The 17,747-nt window shown below is 37.3% G+C and carries 16 protein-coding genes and 2 tRNA genes; 14 read left to right on the plus strand and 4 right to left on the minus strand.

Going from position 1 to position 17,747, the window contains the following annotated elements:
• Window positions 1–239: hypothetical protein (locus ACJRPK_RS08260; protein ID WP_407139465.1), on the plus strand; the 239-nt coding region annotated here is incomplete at its 5' end.
• Between the two features lie 271 nt (window positions 240–510).
• Here ACJRPK_RS08260 and ACJRPK_RS08265 read toward each other — a convergent pair.
• A complete protein-coding gene (locus ACJRPK_RS08265) occupies window positions 511–1,653 on the minus strand; it encodes an acyl-CoA dehydrogenase (RefSeq protein WP_407139466.1) in 1,143 nt (380 codons plus the stop codon).
• Between the two features lie 428 nt (window positions 1,654–2,081).
• Between ACJRPK_RS08265 and ACJRPK_RS08270 the strand changes: the two genes are divergently transcribed.
• The 8 genes from ACJRPK_RS08270 (at window position 2,082) to ACJRPK_RS08305 (ending at window position 8,396) form a co-directional block, all read left to right on the plus strand.
• Entirely contained in the window at window positions 2,082–3,308 is a 1,227-nt protein-coding gene (locus tag ACJRPK_RS08270; protein ID WP_407139467.1) for a Glu/Leu/Phe/Val dehydrogenase dimerization domain-containing protein, read from the plus strand.
• Between the two features lie 26 nt (window positions 3,309–3,334).
• On the plus strand, window positions 3,335–4,807 hold the full coding sequence (gene nhaB, locus ACJRPK_RS08275) for a sodium/proton antiporter NhaB (RefSeq protein WP_407139468.1): 1,473 nt from the start codon (window positions 3,335–3,337) through the stop codon (window positions 4,805–4,807).
• 63 nt (window positions 4,808–4,870) lie between these two features.
• The gene (locus tag ACJRPK_RS08280; RefSeq protein WP_407139876.1) at window positions 4,871–5,569 is read left to right on the plus strand and encodes a MotA/TolQ/ExbB proton channel family protein; all 699 of its coding nucleotides are present in this window, start codon (window positions 4,871–4,873) and stop codon (window positions 5,567–5,569) included.
• 1 nt (window position 5,570) lies between these two features.
• Window positions 5,571–5,963 (plus strand): ExbD/TolR family protein, encoded by a 393-nt coding sequence (locus tag ACJRPK_RS08285; RefSeq protein ID WP_407139469.1) that lies wholly within the window; start codon window positions 5,571–5,573, stop codon window positions 5,961–5,963.
• A gap of 41 nt (window positions 5,964–6,004) precedes the next feature.
• Window positions 6,005–6,853: an energy transducer TonB gene (locus ACJRPK_RS08290; protein WP_407139470.1), complete on the plus strand. Its 849-nt coding sequence runs from the start codon at window positions 6,005–6,007 to the stop codon at window positions 6,851–6,853.
• Between the two features lie 3 nt (window positions 6,854–6,856).
• On the plus strand, window positions 6,857–8,083 hold the full coding sequence (locus ACJRPK_RS08295) for a bifunctional folylpolyglutamate synthase/dihydrofolate synthase (RefSeq protein ID WP_407139471.1): 1,227 nt from the start codon (window positions 6,857–6,859) through the stop codon (window positions 8,081–8,083).
• A gap of 86 nt (window positions 8,084–8,169) precedes the next feature.
• Window positions 8,170–8,244: transfer RNA gene (locus ACJRPK_RS08300), tRNA-Val, on the plus strand.
• 77 nt (window positions 8,245–8,321) lie between these two features.
• Window positions 8,322–8,396: transfer RNA gene (locus tag ACJRPK_RS08305), tRNA-Val, on the plus strand.
• Between the two features lie 28 nt (window positions 8,397–8,424).
• Here the strand turns inward: ACJRPK_RS08305 and ACJRPK_RS08310 are convergent.
• From ACJRPK_RS08310 to gldJ, 3 genes are all read right to left on the minus strand, one after another.
• Window positions 8,425–8,772 (minus strand): hypothetical protein, encoded by a 348-nt coding sequence (locus ACJRPK_RS08310; RefSeq protein ID WP_407139472.1) that lies wholly within the window; start codon window positions 8,770–8,772, stop codon window positions 8,425–8,427.
• 193 nt (window positions 8,773–8,965) lie between these two features.
• Window positions 8,966–10,255: a UDP-N-acetylmuramoyl-tripeptide--D-alanyl-D-alanine ligase gene (gene murF, locus ACJRPK_RS08315; protein WP_407139473.1), complete on the minus strand. Its 1,290-nt coding sequence runs from the start codon at window positions 10,253–10,255 to the stop codon at window positions 8,966–8,968.
• 78 nt (window positions 10,256–10,333) lie between these two features.
• The gene (gldJ, locus tag ACJRPK_RS08320; RefSeq protein WP_407139474.1) at window positions 10,334–12,004 is read right to left on the minus strand and encodes a gliding motility lipoprotein GldJ; all 1,671 of its coding nucleotides are present in this window, start codon (window positions 12,002–12,004) and stop codon (window positions 10,334–10,336) included.
• 520 nt (window positions 12,005–12,524) lie between these two features.
• Here gldJ and porV point away from each other — a divergent pair.
• From porV to ACJRPK_RS08345, 5 genes are all read left to right on the plus strand, one after another.
• The gene (gene porV / locus ACJRPK_RS08325; protein ID WP_407139475.1) at window positions 12,525–13,676 is read left to right on the plus strand and encodes a type IX secretion system outer membrane channel protein PorV; all 1,152 of its coding nucleotides are present in this window, start codon (window positions 12,525–12,527) and stop codon (window positions 13,674–13,676) included.
• Window positions 13,677–13,775: 99 nt separating this feature from the next.
• Window positions 13,776–14,258, plus strand: a complete 483-nt coding sequence (locus ACJRPK_RS08330; RefSeq protein ID WP_407139476.1) for a cytidine deaminase — start codon at window positions 13,776–13,778, stop codon at window positions 14,256–14,258.
• 161 nt (window positions 14,259–14,419) lie between these two features.
• Window positions 14,420–15,421, plus strand: a complete 1,002-nt coding sequence (gene pdhA / locus ACJRPK_RS08335) for a pyruvate dehydrogenase (acetyl-transferring) E1 component subunit alpha (RefSeq protein ID WP_407139477.1) — start codon at window positions 14,420–14,422, stop codon at window positions 15,419–15,421.
• 3 nt (window positions 15,422–15,424) lie between these two features.
• Complete coding sequence (locus tag ACJRPK_RS08340; RefSeq protein WP_407139478.1) at window positions 15,425–17,071, plus strand: pyruvate dehydrogenase complex dihydrolipoamide acetyltransferase; 1,647 nt, start codon at window positions 15,425–15,427, stop codon at window positions 17,069–17,071.
• A gap of 82 nt (window positions 17,072–17,153) precedes the next feature.
• Window positions 17,154–17,744, plus strand: coding sequence for an NUDIX domain-containing protein (locus ACJRPK_RS08345; RefSeq protein ID WP_407139479.1), 591 nt, complete (start codon window positions 17,154–17,156; stop codon window positions 17,742–17,744).
• Window positions 17,745–17,747: the final 3 nt, after the last annotated feature.

Raw genomic sequence — 17,747 nt, forward strand, 5'->3', positions numbered from 1 at the left:
AGTTAAGCCCGTTAGCGCCGATGGTACTACTACTGTGGAAGAGTAGGTCACCGCCTTTTTTGAAACCCTTCATCATAACGATGAAGGGTTTTTTTATGCCTGAAAATGTTAGTATTACTTATTACATTGGTATAGAATACGTAGTATTTCCTTATTATTTAAGATTATCCATACGTTTTACCTGTTTAGAGTGTCGTATGGATCTCTCTGGGGTACTGCGTTGTGTAGGTAGTGTATGATTTAGTACGTTAATACAGTACATGGCGGGAGCTAGGCAAACGTGTATTTCAATATTTTATAGATCTATAACTGTTGACTTTTCTTGTATAGAATAGCTCGAACAGTTCTTTAATGGATTGTAATTATTTTAATACTGTAATTTCTGTCTCCTAATACTCAAAATGTCTAAAGGCGATATAGTATTCTTTGAAGTCTTTTTTTTTGAGGATATAAAAAAATCCCAAATAACTAAAGCTATTTGGGATAGTACTTAATTAAAAGATTTTTAATTTAATCTCTCAATATAGATCTTGAGATTACTATTTTTTGGATTTCACTTGTGCCTTCATAGATTTGAGTAATCTTAGCATCACGCATTAATCGCTCCACGTGATACTCCTTTACAAAACCATTACCTCCATGAACTTGGACAGCTTCTACAGCAACATCCATTGCAACTTGTGAGGCGTATAATTTGGCCATAGCTCCTGATAAATCATAATTTTCATGATTGTCTTTATCCATTGCAGCTTTCAGAACAAGCATTCTGGCAGCTTCGATAGAAGTATGCATGTCTGCTAATTTAAAAGCAATTGCCTGATGATTCATAATTTCTGTACCAAACGCTTTACGTACTTTAGAATATTCTTTAGCTAACTCGTAGGCTCCTGACGCTATACCTAAAGCTTGAGCCGCAATACCAATACGTCCACCAGCCAATGTCTTCATAGCAAATTTGAAACCAAATCCATCTTCACCAATTCGGTTTTCTTTAGGGACTTTTACATCATTAAATATTAGAGAATGTGTATCACTTCCTCTAATGCCTAATTTATCTTCTTTAGGGCCTATTTCAAAACCTTCCCATCCTTTTTCAACAATAAAAGCATTAATACCCTTATGCTTCTTTTCTTTATCCGTTTGAGCAATTACCAGATAATAATCTGCACTTCCACCATTGGTAATCCAGTTTTTAGTTCCATTAAGAACATAATGATCTCCTTTATCAATAGCAGTAGTCTTTTGCGATGTTGCATCACTACCAGCCTCAGGTTCAGATAAGCAAAATGCACCAATCGATTCGCCTGTGGTTAGTTTTGAAAGGTACTTTTCTTTTTGAGCGTCATTACCATAAGTATCCAGACCCCAGCATACCAAAGAGTTATTTACCGATACAATAACCGAACATGAAGCATCGATCTTAGAAAGTTCTTCCATCACTAACACGTAGGATACAGTGTCCATACCGCCACCGCCATATTCTGGAGAAGCCATCATTCCTAAAAATCCTAGTTCTCCCATTTTTTTCACCTGTTCAGTGGGGAACTCTTGCTTGTTATCACGATCGATAACTCCAGGTAATAATTCTGCTTTAGCAAAATCGCGAGCTGCGTCGCGTATCATTAATTGTTCTTCGGTTAACTTAAAGTCCATATATAATTATAATTTACTATGCGTGCATAACACGCGATTTGTACTATTTGATAAAAATAAATTGCGTTACGCAGGGTATTTTTATTAATCTTACAAATATAAGTTATAAAACAATAGTTTTAGTATTTATTTCATTTTTTGAAGGGATGATTTCTGCATCTAATTACACAATACTTTTTGTCTTATTAATTCTGTTATTCAAGAAGTATGAAAGTTTGTTTTAAGCAAACATTATTTTTGAAATATTTACGTATTTCCCATATTTTGTTTTTTATATTTGTGAAATTTTGAATTTTATCAGACTTCAATTAACAGTTAAATTTGTTAGTATGACGCAGCGCTAACTTCCCCTGAGGGAAACTGTGAAAACTTAAAGATGAATCAGTATTGTGGAAAACAAGTTTTTTAATTGAATTGAAATATTATTTATGAAAGAATTACTAAAGAAGTACGAAAATAAAAGCCCAGAAATAGTTTTTAATTGGAAAGATCCGGAGACTGAAGCTGAAGGGTGGACGGTAATAAATTCATTAAGAGGTGGTGCTGCCGGTGGTGGAACCAGAATGCGAAAGGGGTTGGATCAAAATGAAGTTTTATCTCTTGCTAAGACTATGGAGGTGAAATTTACAGTTTCAGGCCCTAAAATTGGCGGAGCTAAATCAGGAATTAATTTTGATCCGAATGATCCTCGTAAAACCGGTGTTTTAGAACGGTGGTATAAAGCTGTTTCTCCTTTGTTAAAAAGTTATTATGGAACTGGAGGAGATTTAAATGTTGATGAAATCCATGAGGTAATTCCAATTACAGAGAATTGTGGTGTATGGCACCCGCAAGAGGGGGTGTTTAACGGGCATTTTCAACCGTCAATTGCTGATAAAATTAACCGTATTGGTCAATTGCGCCAAGGCGTAATCAAGGTGTTAGAAAACACGATGTTTTCTCCAGATGTATCTCGTAAATTAACCGTTGCCGATATGATCACCGGGTATGGTGTGGCAGAGGCTGTTCGTCACTATTATGCAATTTATGGAGGAGACGTTAAAGGTAAACGTGCCGTTGTTCAAGGGTTTGGCAATGTCGGTTCTGCAGCTGCATATTATCTCTCCGAAATGGGTGCTAAGATCGTCGGGATTATTGATCATGCAGGAGGACTTATAAAAGAAGACGGTTTTACTTTTGAAGAGATTAAAACACTGTATCTCAATAAGGTCGGTAATAAATTATTTAGTGATTCGCTAATTCCTTTTGAAGAGGTCAATGATAAAATTTGGGAATTACAGACTGAAATTTTTGCTCCTTGCGCTGCATCAAGGCTGATAACTAAAGATCAAATTACAAAAATGATTGAGTCTGGATTAGAAGTTATTTCCTGTGGTGCCAATGTCCCTTTTGCAGATAAAGAGATATTTTTTGGACCCATTATGGAATATACAGACGAACGCGTAAGTTTGATTCCGGATTTTATATCTAACTGTGGTATGGCTAGAGTTTTCGCATATTTTATGGAGCGTCGTGTACAAATGACAGATGAGGCTATTTTTATGGATACTTCTGAAACAATACGCAAAGCGATCGCTCATACCTACTCAAATAACCCAACCAAAACAAATATTAGTAAAACAGCTTTTGAGATTGCTCTTAAACAGCTGATATAAATTTAACCCAATTTAGCAAGCAAATTATGTTTAAATATTTCTTAGGAACCAGTCCGAGATGGTTCAAAATGATAATGATCGGATTTTTAATTTTCAATATATTTTCCATTTACATTTTGGGACCTACGGTCTCTGCTTGGATATTTATTGGTGAGTTTATTTTTACGTTAGCAATGGCACTCAAATGTTATCCTTTACAATCTGGAGGATTGCTGGCTATTGAGATATTGATTCTGAATCTGACTACACCAAAAAATGCATACAATGAAGTAGCACAAAACCTAGAAGTAGTTTTACTGCTGGTTTTTATGGTTGCTGGGATCTACTTCATGAAACCTCTACTAATGTACATTTTTAGTAAAGTGTTTACACGAATTAGGTCTAAACTGATCTTATCTTTATTATTTGTTTTCTTGTCGGCGGTTTTATCTGCGTTTTTAGACGCACTAACGGTAACGGCTGTATTAATTAGTGTGGCTGTTGGTTTTTATGGTGTGTATCATAAAATTCACTCTATGCCCGATGCTGATTTTGATCATGATGGTACTTTGGATAGAAAAGAATTAAGTGGAGAAACTCTCGAGAAATTTAGAAGTTTTCTACGTAGTTTAATTATGCACGGTGTTGTTGGTACCGCTTTAGGAGGAGTTTGTACCTTAGTTGGAGAGCCACAAAATTTATTGATCGGTGAGAAAATGGGATGGGATTTCATCGAGTTTTTTATGCGAATGGCACCGATTACTATCCCAGTATTATTTTTCGGATTACTTACGACTGTTCTTTTAGAATTGACTGGATGGTTTGGCTTTGGAGAGAAATTACCGAATGTAGCTAGAAGAATTATTGAGAGTTATACAGATGAAGAGGATAAAAAGCGTTCTCCTCAAGAAAAATATGGTTTAATTGTGCAGGCAGTATCAGCGATTTTGTTAATTATAGGATTAGCGTTGCATCTTGCTCCGGTTGGTTTTATTGGTTTAGCATTGATTATTGTACAAACTGCTTTTATGGGAATTACAGAGGAACATTCTCTTGGAAAAGCCTTTGAAGAAGCCTTACCATTTACCGGTTTATTGGTTGTCTTTTTTGTAGTGGTTGCTATGATTCATGATCAACATTTATTTACCCCGATAATCGATTGGGCGTTATCTTTAAAACCGGAAGATCAACCGGCTATGTTTTATGTTGCTAATGGGGTACTATCTATGATTAGTGATAATGTTTTTGTAGCTACTGTGTACATTGGCGAAGTTAAACAAGCTTTTGACAACAATGTTATTTCCAGAGAGCAGTTCGAAAAACTGGCAATTGCAATAAATACCGGTACAAACTTACCAAGTGTTGCCACGCCTAATGGTCAGGCAGCATTTTTATTTTTACTTACTTCCTCATTAGCGCCGTTAATCGGACTATCATATGGTAAAATGGTCAAAATGGCACTTCCCTATACGATAGTACTTGGTACAGTGGGGTTATTGGGAATAATTTTTATCTTGTAACAGCATACTTAACCTATCCAATTTACGTTATTGTAGTAACCTTAAAATAACAACAACAATATGATGCATTTATTAACACTTGGTTCACTAGCCCAAATAGCCGAGGAAGTAGCTCCAGAAGCAGAAGAAAAATCACTATCTATTATAGATTTACTACTTAGTGGTGGTACTGCCGGAGTTTTGATTATTGCAATATTATTCGTTTTACTCTTTGTCGCAGTGTATATTTATTTTGAAAGAATTTTTGCAATCAAAGCGGCTTCGAAGTATGACGAAAGCTTTATGCATCAAATTAGAGATCATGTAGCAAGTGGTAAAATTGAGGCAGCCAAAATTCTATGTGCACAAACCAATAATCCTGTATCCCGTTTGACAGAAAAAGGAATATCCAGGATCGGAAGTCCTTTGGATGATATTAATACAGCTATAGAAAATGCAGGTCGTTTAGAGATCTACAAACTGGAAAAGAACGTTAGTATCCTGGCAACTGTAGCAGGAGCTGCGCCAATGATTGGTTTCTTAGGAACCGTAATTGGTATGATTTTAGCTTTCCATAACTTAGCGTCAAGCGCTGGAAGTGCGGATATGGGATCTTTAGCAGAAGGTATTTATACGGCCATGACAACTACTGTGGCTGGGCTTGTGGTAGGTATTGTGGCTTATATTGGCTATAATCATTTAGTTGTACGAACTGATAAGGTGGTACACCAGATGGAGGCAACAGCTGTAGATTTCTTGGACTTATTGAACGAACCTGTATAATATGAATTTACGAGGAAGAAATAAAGTCAGTCCGGAGTTCAGTATGTCGTCAATGACAGACATTGTGTTTTTATTGTTGGTGTTTTTTTTATTGACATCTCCAACAATTACTCCGGAGGCTCTTGATTTAATTTTGCCAAAAGCTAGTGGAAAAAGCTCAAATGTTCAAAACATATCGGTGAGTATTACAAATAAATTGCAATACTATATCAACACAGAGCGGGTGAGTCAAAGTAGTTTGGAAGCTACCTTGATAGAGCGTCTGTCGGGAACCCCAGAACCTACTATAATTCTTAGAGCTGAAGAGGGTGTACCCATAGAAAAAGCAGTAAGCGTTATGGATATAGCAAATAGAAATAGATTTAAAGTGATCTTGGCTGTTAAGCCGGAATAAAAAGTATGTTCAATCTAGATACAAAACATAAACGTAAATCCATGATAATTACAATTGTGCTGCATGTAGCAATTGTAGTATTATTATTTTATGTTAGTTTAAGTTATCTGGATCCTGCACCGGAGCATGGAATCGCAGTGAACTTTGGCACCTCAGATTTTGGTAATGGAAATGTACAACCCAAGGAACCCATAAGAACTGCGTCTAAACCCAAAGTTGTGAGTCCTACTTCTGTAGAGAAGGAACAGACGTCTGAAGCATCAGAGCTGTCAGAAAAGGTAGTGACTCAGAATAATGAAACTGCCCCTGTGATAAAGGAGAAAGCAGAGGTCAAAAAGAAAGCTGAAGATAAGAAGAAAAAAACTGCTGATAAGACTATAGATTCGAAGAAGGCAGAAGTTAAGAAAGAGGTAGAAAAGCCTGTTGAAGAGAAACCTGATCCAAAACCTGACAAGTCTACTTTAGATATCTTGGAAAGCTTTTCTAATGGTCCTAAGACTGATGGTAAGGCAAAAGGAGGAGAGGGTAATACTATTGAGTCTGGAGATAAGGGGAGTACTGCAGGAGACCCTAATGCAAAATCGTATTATGGGACTGGTAAAGGACTTGATGGTGATGGTAATTATCGCTTAGGGGGTAGAAAAGCGCTAAATAAGGAAAAGTTTGTTCAGGATTGTAATGAGTCTGGTATTGTAGTTGTTCGTATCGATGTGGATCAGCAAGGTCGGGTAGTGCGAGCGACTCCCGGAGTTAAAGGAACAACTAATAATTCGGCTTGTCTAATGGAGCCGGCAAAAAGGGCAGCACTAGCAACCCGATTCAATAGTGATGCTAAGGCTCCTGTAAAACAAGTGGGCACGATAGTATATCAGTTCGAAATTTCAGAATAATTAATGAGTATTCAAATAACCTACCGGGAAACATTGGATTGGATGTTTGCCCGGTTACCAATGTACCAACGTGTAGGTAACCATGCGTATAAAGCTGACCTCTCTAATACTATTGAACTGGCAAAGCATTTAGGAGATCCTCAAACTACATTTAAGAGTGTACATGTTGCCGGAACTAATGGTAAAGGGTCTACTAGTCATATGTTAGCTTCTGTAATGCAAGAAGCGGGTTACAAGGTGGGCTTGTATACCTCACCACATTTAAAAGACTATAGAGAGCGCATTAAGATTAATGGTGAGATGATAAGTGAGGATTTTGTCGTTGATTTTTTTAAAAGACACAAAAGTTATTTTGAAAGTAAAGCATTGTCATTTTTTGAAATGACAGTGGGTTTGGCATTTCAATATTTTTCTGATCAAAAAGTGGATATTGCAATTATAGAAACCGGACTTGGTGGTCGTTTAGACTCTACAAATATTGTAAAGCCAGAAGTTTCGGTAATTACGAATATAGGGTTAGACCATACACAGTTTTTGGGAACGACGAAGCAAGCAATAGCAAAGGAAAAAGCTGGTATAATCAAACCATACACTCCTGTAGTTATTGGAATTTCTACTACAGAAACCAAAGAGGTATTTGAAACAATCGCAGGTAATAATAAAGCCCCTTTGTATTTGGCTGAAAATATTTCTACAGACATAGAAACGGATTTAAAAGGATTTTATCAAAAAGAGAATGTTCGAACGGTTGTACAAGCTATAGCTGTCTTAAACGGGCTTGGATGGAGAATTAATCAACAGAATGCGCGAAGTGGTCTGGCCAAGGTAGTTGAAAATACAGGCCTACTTGGTAGATGGCAGTGCTTACAGTCAAATCCGAAGGTGCTAGTGGATACGGCTCATAACTTTGATGGCTTACAAATTGTATTAAAACAACTGCTTGAAGAATCTTATGAGCACCTTCATATAGTTTTGGGCGTTGTGAGCGAAAAGAATCTTGACGAGATTTTACCCTTGTTTCCGACTGAAGCCACTTATTATTTTGTTAAACCTGACATACCACGGGGGATGGATGAAAGAAATCTGGAGAAATTTGGAAAAAAATTTAAATTAAATGGGACTACTTTTGAGAGTGTTCAAATGGGCTATAAGGCTGCCTTACAGACTGCTAAAAACTCAGATTTGATTTTTGTTGGAGGAAGTACATTTACAGTGGCAGAAATAATTTGATTTTTTTTTCAAAAAGCTTTGGTAGAGTGTAAAACTGTGCTATATTTGCATCCGCAATCAGGGAATAACTGTTGCGAAAATGACAAGGGCGATTAGCTCAGTTGGTTCAGAGCACCTCGTTTACACCGAGGGGGTCGGGGGTTCGAATCCCTCATCGCCCACAATAAAACCCATACATTTGTATGGGTTTTATTTTTAATATAATGTTTATTTTTTATTCTAAAAAATAGCATTGAGAGGGTCATTAACTCAGTTGGTTCAGAGTGTTACCTTGACAGGGTAGAAGTCACTGGTTCGAATCCAGTATGACCCACAATACACTTCGCATTTTATTGTTATTCCTAGTTGCTTGCGGTGAGGTTTACATATTTGTAATATTGAGAAACCGTAAGTATATTTTTTAATTCAATTTCCTGATAGTATAGTAGGCTCTTTAATTTACGTGCTTTTTCGTTGTATGGGAGCTCCGATTGAATGATCTTATCGGCTTCAACCGAATACTCCACAATTTTTTTTCTGAGGATGTTTGCTGTTGTATTGGTTAAATTAAGCTCATCCTGTAGTAGTTTGACGCGATTGTCTACCATCTGAATTAATAAAGTATCCTGTGATTCAGCTTTCTGTGGTTCGGTTTGAGTAAACCCAATTGCATACGCAAAAAGGCATAGCGTGATTAATAGTTCCTTCATGATAAATATTTTGTGTGACTTCGTAAAAATATTTATTATAAGGGATTTTTCTTGTTAATTAGTAGTTAACAAAGCACTAGTAATCAAGTATTTGTGTTAATACCAAGTTAACGTAAAATTTTAAAATTAACGGTTGTAAGAAGTGTATGTCTTTGATATGTAAAACGTGGTAGTTGAACAGTTTTAATGACTGTTACTCAGGATCATTCAGTAAGCTCACTATTCGCTCTAATTTCATTCCACGGGAGCCTTTAATGAGGTTTCCATCAGATAAAAGTAAGATGTTCCATTGTACTTTAAAATTGTCAAACGAAGGGAACTTTGTAATTTTAGGATGGTTAGTAGTAGTTTTATAGAAGTTTTGACCAATAAGTATGATTTGATCAATGTCCGTTGAGAGTAACTGTTCTACTATTTTTTCATGTTCTATAAGGCTGTATTCGCCTAATTCAAACATGTCACCAAGAAATACTGATTTAGAAATGTAAGGCAACGTAGCAAAGTTGTTTATGGCAGCAGTGGTACTTGTTGGATTTGCATTGTAAGCATCCAGAATTATTTCATGATTTTGGAACCTTACAATTTCAGAACGGTTATTTTTTGGAGTGTAAGATTCGATAGCGGTTTTTATGGTTTCAGCTGGGATATTAAAGTAGTCTGCAATTGCTATTGCGGCGGCTATATTTGTAAAATTGTAGGTGCCTATAAGATTACTGTGTATGGTTAATGTTTTAAAACATAAGGAAACCATTGGTGTTGCTTCTATAAACGAAACAGTAGTATCGGTACTATCGTTTTGAGAAAATGTAAACGTTTTGTTGTTCGCTGCCGCATCTGCAAGCTTGTTGTCTTCTGTATTTAAAAACACTAAGTTATCCGTTTTCTGCAGATAACGGTATAATTCTGTTTTACCTTGCAAAATACCTTCTAGGCTACCGAACCCTTCCAGATGTGCTTTTCCAATATTTGTAATATATCCAAAATTAGGTTTTGCTATGCTGCATAAGAGTTCTATTTCCTTTATGTGGTTAGCGCCCATTTCAACAATGCCTATCTCGGTTTCTTTGTTCATTGACAGTAACGTGAGGGGTACGCCGATGTGATTATTCAGGTTGCCTTTTGTGGCACTGGTAGAGTAAGTTGTTTTAAGAACAGTGTTGATAAGTTCTTTTGTGGTTGTTTTGCCATTACTGCCGGTTAATGCAATGATTTTGATTCCTAAATATTCTCTGTGGTAGGTGGCTAGTTTTTGTAGCGTCTCGAGCACATTGTCGACATAAATAAACTTATTGTTGCTAGGTATGTTTTGATCATCTATAACAGCGTAAAAGGCTTCTTGGTTAATAGCATGTTTGGCATACTGGTTACCGTCAAAATTATCACCTTTGAGTGCAAAAAACAGTTGATTCGATTTTAATGCTCTGGTATCAGTACAGACGCCTGAACTCTTTAAAAAAATGGTATGTAACGCTGCAATAGTCATGGAATGATAGGGTAGTAAAAAGCCCCGTATAAAATTTATGCAGGGCTTTTGTGTATTTTCTTAATATAAAATTAATTATTATGGTTTACGGTGTCTTGGTGTTTTCTTGTTCTTTGCCTTGGTTCCAACACGGGACATTGCATTTCTAAACCCGATATAGTCTGTGGACATGTCTTGTGGGAAGAATCTGCGTTGTGCAGGATCTAACCAATAAGCTCTGTCTTTCCAAGAACCGCCTTTGTAAACACGTACATTCTCGCCTACAATGGTGGTACGTTTGCTAGATTCGTCATAACTTCTATCGAGCTTAGTACTGTCTTCTTCACTTGGTCCTACTTTGTGGATTGGAGCGTTATACATTCGGCGATTAGGTGTGTTCTCATCTTGATAACCTTCATAATAACGTGAAGAACTCTTGTCACCATCTCTAAAGTTTCTATTATCACTCTGGGTGAAATTTGTTCTTAGGTAGGTTTCGTTTTCGTCAACAGGAGTTTGTAAAATACCTCCTGGTAAAACTCTTGCAACAATTTTACCGTTACTCAGGGTATCAAAGATGATTGAATCTGTAGTGACAATCTTAACTGTACCATCAGGATTTATAGCGTTTTTAGTATAGACATTCCCTCTGTAGTAATTGAAATCGTTATATTCATCATCTACGATAGGTCTATAGATATCCGCTACCCATTCTGCAACGTTTCCAGCCATGTCATAGAGACCGTAGTCATTAGGATCGTATGACTTAACAGGTGCTGTAATATCCGCTCCATCGTCACTCCATCCTGCGATCCCACCGTAGTCACCATCACCTTGCTTAAAGTTAGCCAATTGGTCACCACGTGTTCTTCTCTTGCCTGAACGGGTATATTTTCCGTTCCAAGGATATTTTTTACGCCCTCTGTAGATGTTATAACTTCTAAGTTCAACTAATCCCAAAGCGGCATACTCCCATTCTGCTTCTGTAGGAAGTCTATATTTTGGTAGCAACAACCCATCCTTACGCTGGATATATAATCCTGTAGAATCATTACGTTGTTCGTATTTTTCTGAAGCTCTTCCTCCACGTATAGCTTCATCATTTCCACCATAGGTTTGAGATGGAGCGTTTAGATACGTTTCCGTGTCAAATGTGCTCTCTGCTGATACGTCTTCAAAAGGAGCGTTTTCGCGAATTACTTGCTCTTCTTCGAGTATGCGTTCGTTTACTCGGTTTGTTCTCCAATTACTAAATTCTACTGCCTGTATCCAGTTTACACCCACTACCGGATAATTTGCATAGGCGGGATGACGCAAGTAGTTGTTGGTCATCATTTCATTAAACCCAAGACGGTTTCTCCAGACTAGTGTATCAGGAAGCGCTCCGTTATAAATATTCTTATATTTAGGCTCTGTCGGAGGATAAACACCTTTTAACCAGTCAAGATATTCCAGATACATGATATTGGTTACTTCGGTTTCGTCCATATAGAACGATTGAATATGCTGTTGTGTTGGAGTATTGTTCCAATCATGCATAACATCGTCTTGAACACGGCCCATAGTAAAGGTACCACCTTCAACAAAAACAAGTCCCGGACCTGTCTCTTGTTCTTTATAATTTGTGTTTACTTGGAATCCACCTTCTTTGGAATTGTATTTCCAGCCGGTGGCTCGAGAACTGTCACCATAATCATTTTGATTACAGCTTAACAGTAAAGTGCTAATGGTGAGTAACATTAGCGACTTAAAAATAAACGCTTTTTTCATAATCTTAAGTTCGTTAAAGTAGAAATTAGGGCTCGCAATATAATAATTACAGCTAAATTTACCCCAATTTTTTTAAATTATTATCATTTCGGTTTAAATAATTATATCTGCCCTGAGTTCTCAATAACGACAGATGTATCAGTTTATTGTGAAATGATTTGTAAATACCTATGAATTCTGAGGATAGAGCGGAAAAGAGTTTTTTTTGACAGTTTAAAATTAGCATTCTTAAATGTTAAGATGAGTGGTTCGTTATAGTGGATTTTAGTTTTTTCTAAGAATTTTTAAGAATCTAACCTCGATAAAGTGTAAAATAATCCCGACTAAAAACGCTTTTTTTTCAGATTTAGCTAAAAGTTATGGTTCTTAAATACTAAAGCAAGGCTACTAAATAAATTTAATGGTTTTAATAAGATATCTTAAAAACAAACGTTAGGTACGTATTGCGTTTCTTAATTTAAAAACGTTGTTCTTTTTTAGTAACGAAATAACTTTATATTTGTCTAAACTAAACTCAATTATGAAAAAAAATATCATCCTGGCTTTGGGGCTTATATCGATTTTGGGTGCTAAATTACATTCTCAAGATAAGAGGGCAATAACTACCGCAGTACCATTCCTTTTAATAGCTGCTGACGCGAGGGCTGCAGGATTGGCGGATCAAGGTGTAGCAACAACTGCAGATGCTTTTTCCCAACAATGGAATCCGGCTAAATATGCTTTTATAGAGAAAAAACAAGGTGTTGGGGTTAATTATACACCTTACCTAAGTCAGTTAGTTAATGATATAGGACTTGGTAATTTGACATACTATAATCGTATTAATGAAAGAAGTGCTGTTGCGGCAAGTTTTAAGTATTTTAGCTTAGGTGAAATAGAGTTTCGGGAGAACCCAAACGATTTAGGGTTAATTGAGAAACCTAATGAATTGACAGTGGATGTCTCGTATGCCTTGCGATTAAGTGATCGTTTTTCGATGGCTGTTGCCGGACGATATTTACGCTCGGATTTAAGGCTTTCCAATGGGACAGAAGATATTTCTGCATCGGGTAGTTTTGGTGTCGATATTGCCGGATTTTATCAGAGTGAAGAAATTGCTTATAATTCGTTTAATGGACGCTGGAGAGCCGGAGTAAATATTTCTAATATCGGGCCTAAAATAAAATACGATGATGCGGGGCAGGAAAACTTTATTCCTACTAACTTCAAATTAGGAGCTGGTTTTGACTTTCTTTTAGACGAATCTAATCGTATCACACCTTCTATAGAGATTAACAAACTGTTGGTGCCTTCACCGCAGGATTTCAATGGTGACGGAGAGATAAATGGAGGCGATAGCGAAGAGTATCAGGATATCAGTTCGTTTGGGGCTATTTTTTCTTCTTGGGGGGATGCTCCCGATGGATTTAGCGAAGAGTTAAAAGAATTTACCTGGTCTTTAGGAGCAGAATATATGTATCAAGATGTGTTTGCCTTTAGAGCGGGATACTTTAACGAAGCAGAGGAAAAAGGGGCGCGTAAATTTGTTTCTTTAGGAGCAGGTTTTAGATATACTATTGTAAATATCGATATTTCATATCTTTTCTCTACCTCTCCTGTAAAAAGTCCATTAGAAGGAACGTTGAGATTTGGATTGTCTTTTAATTTTGGAGACGAATATGTTGAAAATTAATTTTAGTAAATAAAAGTAGAGTAAAAGTATCAAGCGAACTGTTTGATACTTTTTTTCTTTGTAGTACATTGTCAGGCAATAATTTTTTAAGCATTTACATTGAAAGAGATAGAAATAAAATCCACGTTGCAGGTGTATAATTCGTTAGAAGAAACCACTGACGACATTCAAGGATTAATGAAGCAAGCGATGCAAATACGCGATAAAGCGTATGCGCCTTATTCAGAGTTTTTAGTCGGAGCAGCATTACTACTTGGTAATGGGGAAGTAATACTTGGAAATAATCAGGAAAATGCATCCTATCCATCAGGTCTTTGTGCAGAACGAACAGCGATCTATTATGCGGGAGCTAATTATCCTGATGTACCCGTAGTAAAAATGGCATTATCTGCACGATCCTTAAAACATCAGCTTATTACACCAACGCCACCTTGTGGAGCATGCAGGCAAGCAATAGCTGAGTACGAAATTAAGCAAAAGCAGCCGATAGAAATTTATTTTATGGGTGAAACGGGCAAAGTGGTGTGCTCAAATTCACTAGCGAATTTGTTGCCGCTCATTTTTGATAAATCATATCTCTAGTAAAGAGTTAATATTTATCAATAAACTCCTTTTCCCTTACAGGTGAATATATTATTTTTGCTTTTCGTGTCGTCACGAAGGATCAGGTTTGTAAAATGTATAGGTTTTTTATGCGAACTGTAGATCATCTATAAATAAATAGAAATATTATTACATTCTAAATGGAAAAAATAACCAAAGAAGTTTACCTGAAGTGGTATGAAGATATGCTTTTCTGGAGAAAGTTTGAAGACAAACTAGCTCAAGTATATATCCAGCAAAAAGTAAGAGGGTTCTTGCATTTGTATAACGGTCAGGAAGCAATTTTGGCAGGTGCACTACATGCGATGGATTTGACAAAAGATCGTATGATTACCGCATATCGTAATCATGTACAGCCAATAGGAATGGGCGTTGATCCAAAACGTGTGATGGCAGAATTGTATGGTAAAGGAACCGGGACCTCTCAAGGTTTGGGTGGATCCATGCACATTTTTTCTAAAGAACATAGATTTTACGGTGGTCATGGGATCGTTGGAGGTCAAATCCCTCTCGGAGCCGGTTTAGCATTTGCAGATAAATATCATAAAAGAGATGCAGTAACCCTTACCTTCATGGGAGATGGGGCTACGCGCCAAGGCTCTTTACATGAAACATTCAATTTAGCGATGCTATGGAAACTTCCAGTAGTTTTTTGTGTAGAAAACAATGGGTACGCTATGGGAACTTCTGTAGAGCGTACTGCTAATCATACCGATATATGGAAGCTTGGATTGGGGTACGAGATGCCTTGCGGTCCTGTAGATGCTATGAACCCAGTGAAGGTGGCAGAAGCTATGGATGAAGCTATCGAACGAGCAAGAACAGGCGGAGGTCCAACCTTTTTAGAATTGAAAACATACCGTTATAGAGGACACTCCATGAGTGATGCTCAGAAATATAGAACTAAAGACGAAGTTGCAGAATATCAAAAAATTGATCCAATTACTCAGGTGTTGGATGTAATTAAGGAAGAGAAGCATGCAACAGATGATGAGATTGCGGCAATTGACAAACGCGTAAAGGAAAATGTAGCAGCGTGTCAAAAATTCGCCGAAGATTCTCCGTTCCCAGAAAAGAACGTTATGTATGACGTTGTTTACGATCAAAAGGATTATCCGTTTTTATCACACAAACCACAATAAGATATGGCTACAGTAATCAATATGCCGCGTTTGAGCGACACGATGGAAGAAGGCGTTGTTGCAAAGTGGCTTGTTAAAAAAGGCGATAAAGTAAGTGAAGGGGACATCCTTGCAGAAATTGAAACCGATAAGGCTACCATGGAGTTCGAATCCTTTTACGAAGGAACCTTGCTTCATATTGGAATAGAAGAAGGAGAAACAGCTCCGGTAGATCAACTTTTAGCCATTATTGGTGAGGAAGGTGAGGATATATCAGATCTTCTGAATGGACGAGATGCCGAAAAGACTCAAGATAAAGAAGCTGATACCTCGGATGCAACTAAGCCTGAAGAAGCTGAAGCAACTAATGCATCCTCTTCAGAAGTTCCTGAAGGAGTTGAAGTAATCACTATGCCAAGGCTTAGTGACACGATGGAAGAAGGAACCGTAGCTACTTGGTTAAAAAAAGTAGGTGATAGCGTTGAGGAAGGAGATATCCTTGCAGAAATTGAAACTGACAAAGCTACGATGGAGTTCGAATCATTCTATAATGGTACGTTACTTCATATTGGAATAGGAGAAGGAGAAACAGCTCCGGTAGATGCGTTGTTAGCAATTATTGGTCCTGAAGGAACAGACATTTCCGGATTAAAAGATGGAAAAGTTACTCCTTCAGCCGCAAAAACTGAGGCGAAATCAGAAGATACAGCAGCAGATAGTGCTGATACACAGAAGCAAGAAGAGACCTCTTCGTCTGAAGAAACTTCAAACGCTTCCGGAGAACGAATCTTTGCCTCTCCGCTAGCCAAAAAAATAGCTGCTGACAAAGGAATTAGTCTTTCTGAAATAAAAGGATCGGGAGATAAAGGTCGTATTGTCAAAAAAGATGTGGAGTCGTATACGCCTTCCAAAAAAGCTGAAGCAGCTCCTCAAAAAGCTGAAACTAAGACAGAATCTCCGGCGCCACAGATGTATACACCTGCGGGAGAAGAAGCTTTTGAAGAAGTTAAGAATTCTCAAATGCGTAAAGTAATTGCAAAGCGTTTAGGAGAATCAAAATTTTCAGCACCACACTATTACTTGACTATAGAGGTTAATATGGAGCAAGCTATGCTTTCTCGTAAAAATATTAACCAATTGCCTGATACAAAAGTGTCATTTAACGATATGGTGGTTAAAGCATGTGCAATGGCTTTGCGTAAGCATCCACAGGTGAATACACAATGGTCAGATACTGCAATGAAGTACGCAAAGCATATCCATATCGGAGTAGCAGTTGCGGTAGACGAGGGTCTTGTAGTTCCGGTATTGCCTTTTGCAGATCAGATGTCACTAACTCAAATTGGTGGGAACGTTAAGAATTTAGCAGGCAAAGCCAGAAATAAAAAATTGACTCCGCAGGAGATGGAAGGAAGTACGTTTACGGTTTCAAACTTAGGAATGTTTGGAATTCAGGAATTCACCTCCATAATTAATCAACCTAATTCGGCTATTTTGTCTGTTGGAGCGATCGTTGAAAAACCAGTAGTCAAAGAAGGGCAGATTGTAGTAGGTAACACCATGAAGGTAACACTTGCTTGTGATCATAGAACAGTTGATGGCGCTACGGGAGCACAATTTCTACAAACGTTGAGACAATATCTTGAAAATCCGGTAACGATGTTGGCATAACCAACCGAACAGGAGTTTAAATTTAGGATACAATTAATATCAATCCCGCTTTATCCAAAGCGGGATTTTTTTATATTTAATTATGGCGAAATCACAGATCAAAAACGAACAAAGTCGGATCTTATCAGATAAGAAGTATACATTACATGAATATACCTTTGATTTTTTGCCTGCCAACCAAACTAAATGGGAAACACATACTAGGGAAGTCTTTGATAGAGGACATGCCGCTGCTGTACTGCTCTATAATAGCGCCAAAAATACTGTCATTCTAACTGAACAATTTAGATATCCGGTGTATTTAGTTAATAAACAAGATACCAGTATTGAAGTTTGTGCGGGATTATTAGATGGAGATAGCCCTGAAGCATGTGCTATTCGGGAAGCTTATGAAGAGACTGGATATAAAGTGAGTAACTTAGAAGCTATGGGAGCAGTATTTACATCTCCGGGAGTACTGACCGAAAAAATTCACCTTTTTCTTGCGGGATATGATGAAACCATGAGCGTTGGATCTGGCGGAGGGTTAGAAGAGGAGCAAGAGCATATCAAGGTGTTAGAGCTCTCAGTGGATCGAGCTATGAAAATGGTAGAATCCGGTGAAATATGTGACGCCAAAACCGTACTTTTACTACAAGCAGTTCAACGTAAGAATGCACAAAAGGCAACCTAATAA

Origin of the sequence: Aquimarina sp. 2-A2, from assembly GCF_045505135.1 — a bacterium.
GTDB classification, from domain to species: Bacteria; Bacteroidota; Bacteroidia; order Flavobacteriales; family Flavobacteriaceae; genus Aquimarina; species Aquimarina intermedia.

Bases quoted from the DNA above. Each gene is read 5' to 3' on its own strand.
- ACJRPK_RS08285 (WP_407139469.1), top strand. From the start codon at position 5,571: ATGAATTTACGAGGAAGAAATAAAGTCAGTCCGGAGTTCAGTATGTCG.
- ACJRPK_RS08295 (WP_407139471.1), top strand. From the start codon at position 6,857: ATGAGTATTCAAATAACCTACCGGGAAACATTGGATTGGATGTTTGCC.
- nhaB (WP_407139468.1), top strand. From the start codon at position 3,335: ATGTTTAAATATTTCTTAGGAACCAGTCCGAGATGGTTCAAAATGATA.
- ACJRPK_RS08270 (WP_407139467.1), top strand. From the start codon at position 2,082: ATGAAAGAATTACTAAAGAAGTACGAAAATAAAAGCCCAGAAATAGTT.
- ACJRPK_RS08310 (WP_407139472.1), bottom strand. From the start codon at position 8,772: ATGAAGGAACTATTAATCACGCTATGCCTTTTTGCGTATGCAATTGGG.
- ACJRPK_RS08265 (WP_407139466.1), bottom strand. From the start codon at position 1,653: ATGGACTTTAAGTTAACCGAAGAACAATTAATGATACGCGACGCAGCT.
- ACJRPK_RS08290 (WP_407139470.1), top strand. From the start codon at position 6,005: ATGATAATTACAATTGTGCTGCATGTAGCAATTGTAGTATTATTATTT.
- murF (WP_407139473.1), bottom strand. From the start codon at position 10,255: ATGACTATTGCAGCGTTACATACCATTTTTTTAAAGAGTTCAGGCGTC.
- gldJ (WP_407139474.1), bottom strand. From the start codon at position 12,004: ATGAAAAAAGCGTTTATTTTTAAGTCGCTAATGTTACTCACCATTAGC.
- ACJRPK_RS08340 (WP_407139478.1), top strand. From the start codon at position 15,425: ATGGCTACAGTAATCAATATGCCGCGTTTGAGCGACACGATGGAAGAA.
- pdhA (WP_407139477.1), top strand. From the start codon at position 14,420: ATGGAAAAAATAACCAAAGAAGTTTACCTGAAGTGGTATGAAGATATG.
- ACJRPK_RS08345 (WP_407139479.1), top strand. From the start codon at position 17,154: ATGGCGAAATCACAGATCAAAAACGAACAAAGTCGGATCTTATCAGAT.
- porV (WP_407139475.1), top strand. From the start codon at position 12,525: ATGAAAAAAAATATCATCCTGGCTTTGGGGCTTATATCGATTTTGGGT.
- ACJRPK_RS08280 (WP_407139876.1), top strand. From the start codon at position 4,871: ATGCATTTATTAACACTTGGTTCACTAGCCCAAATAGCCGAGGAAGTA.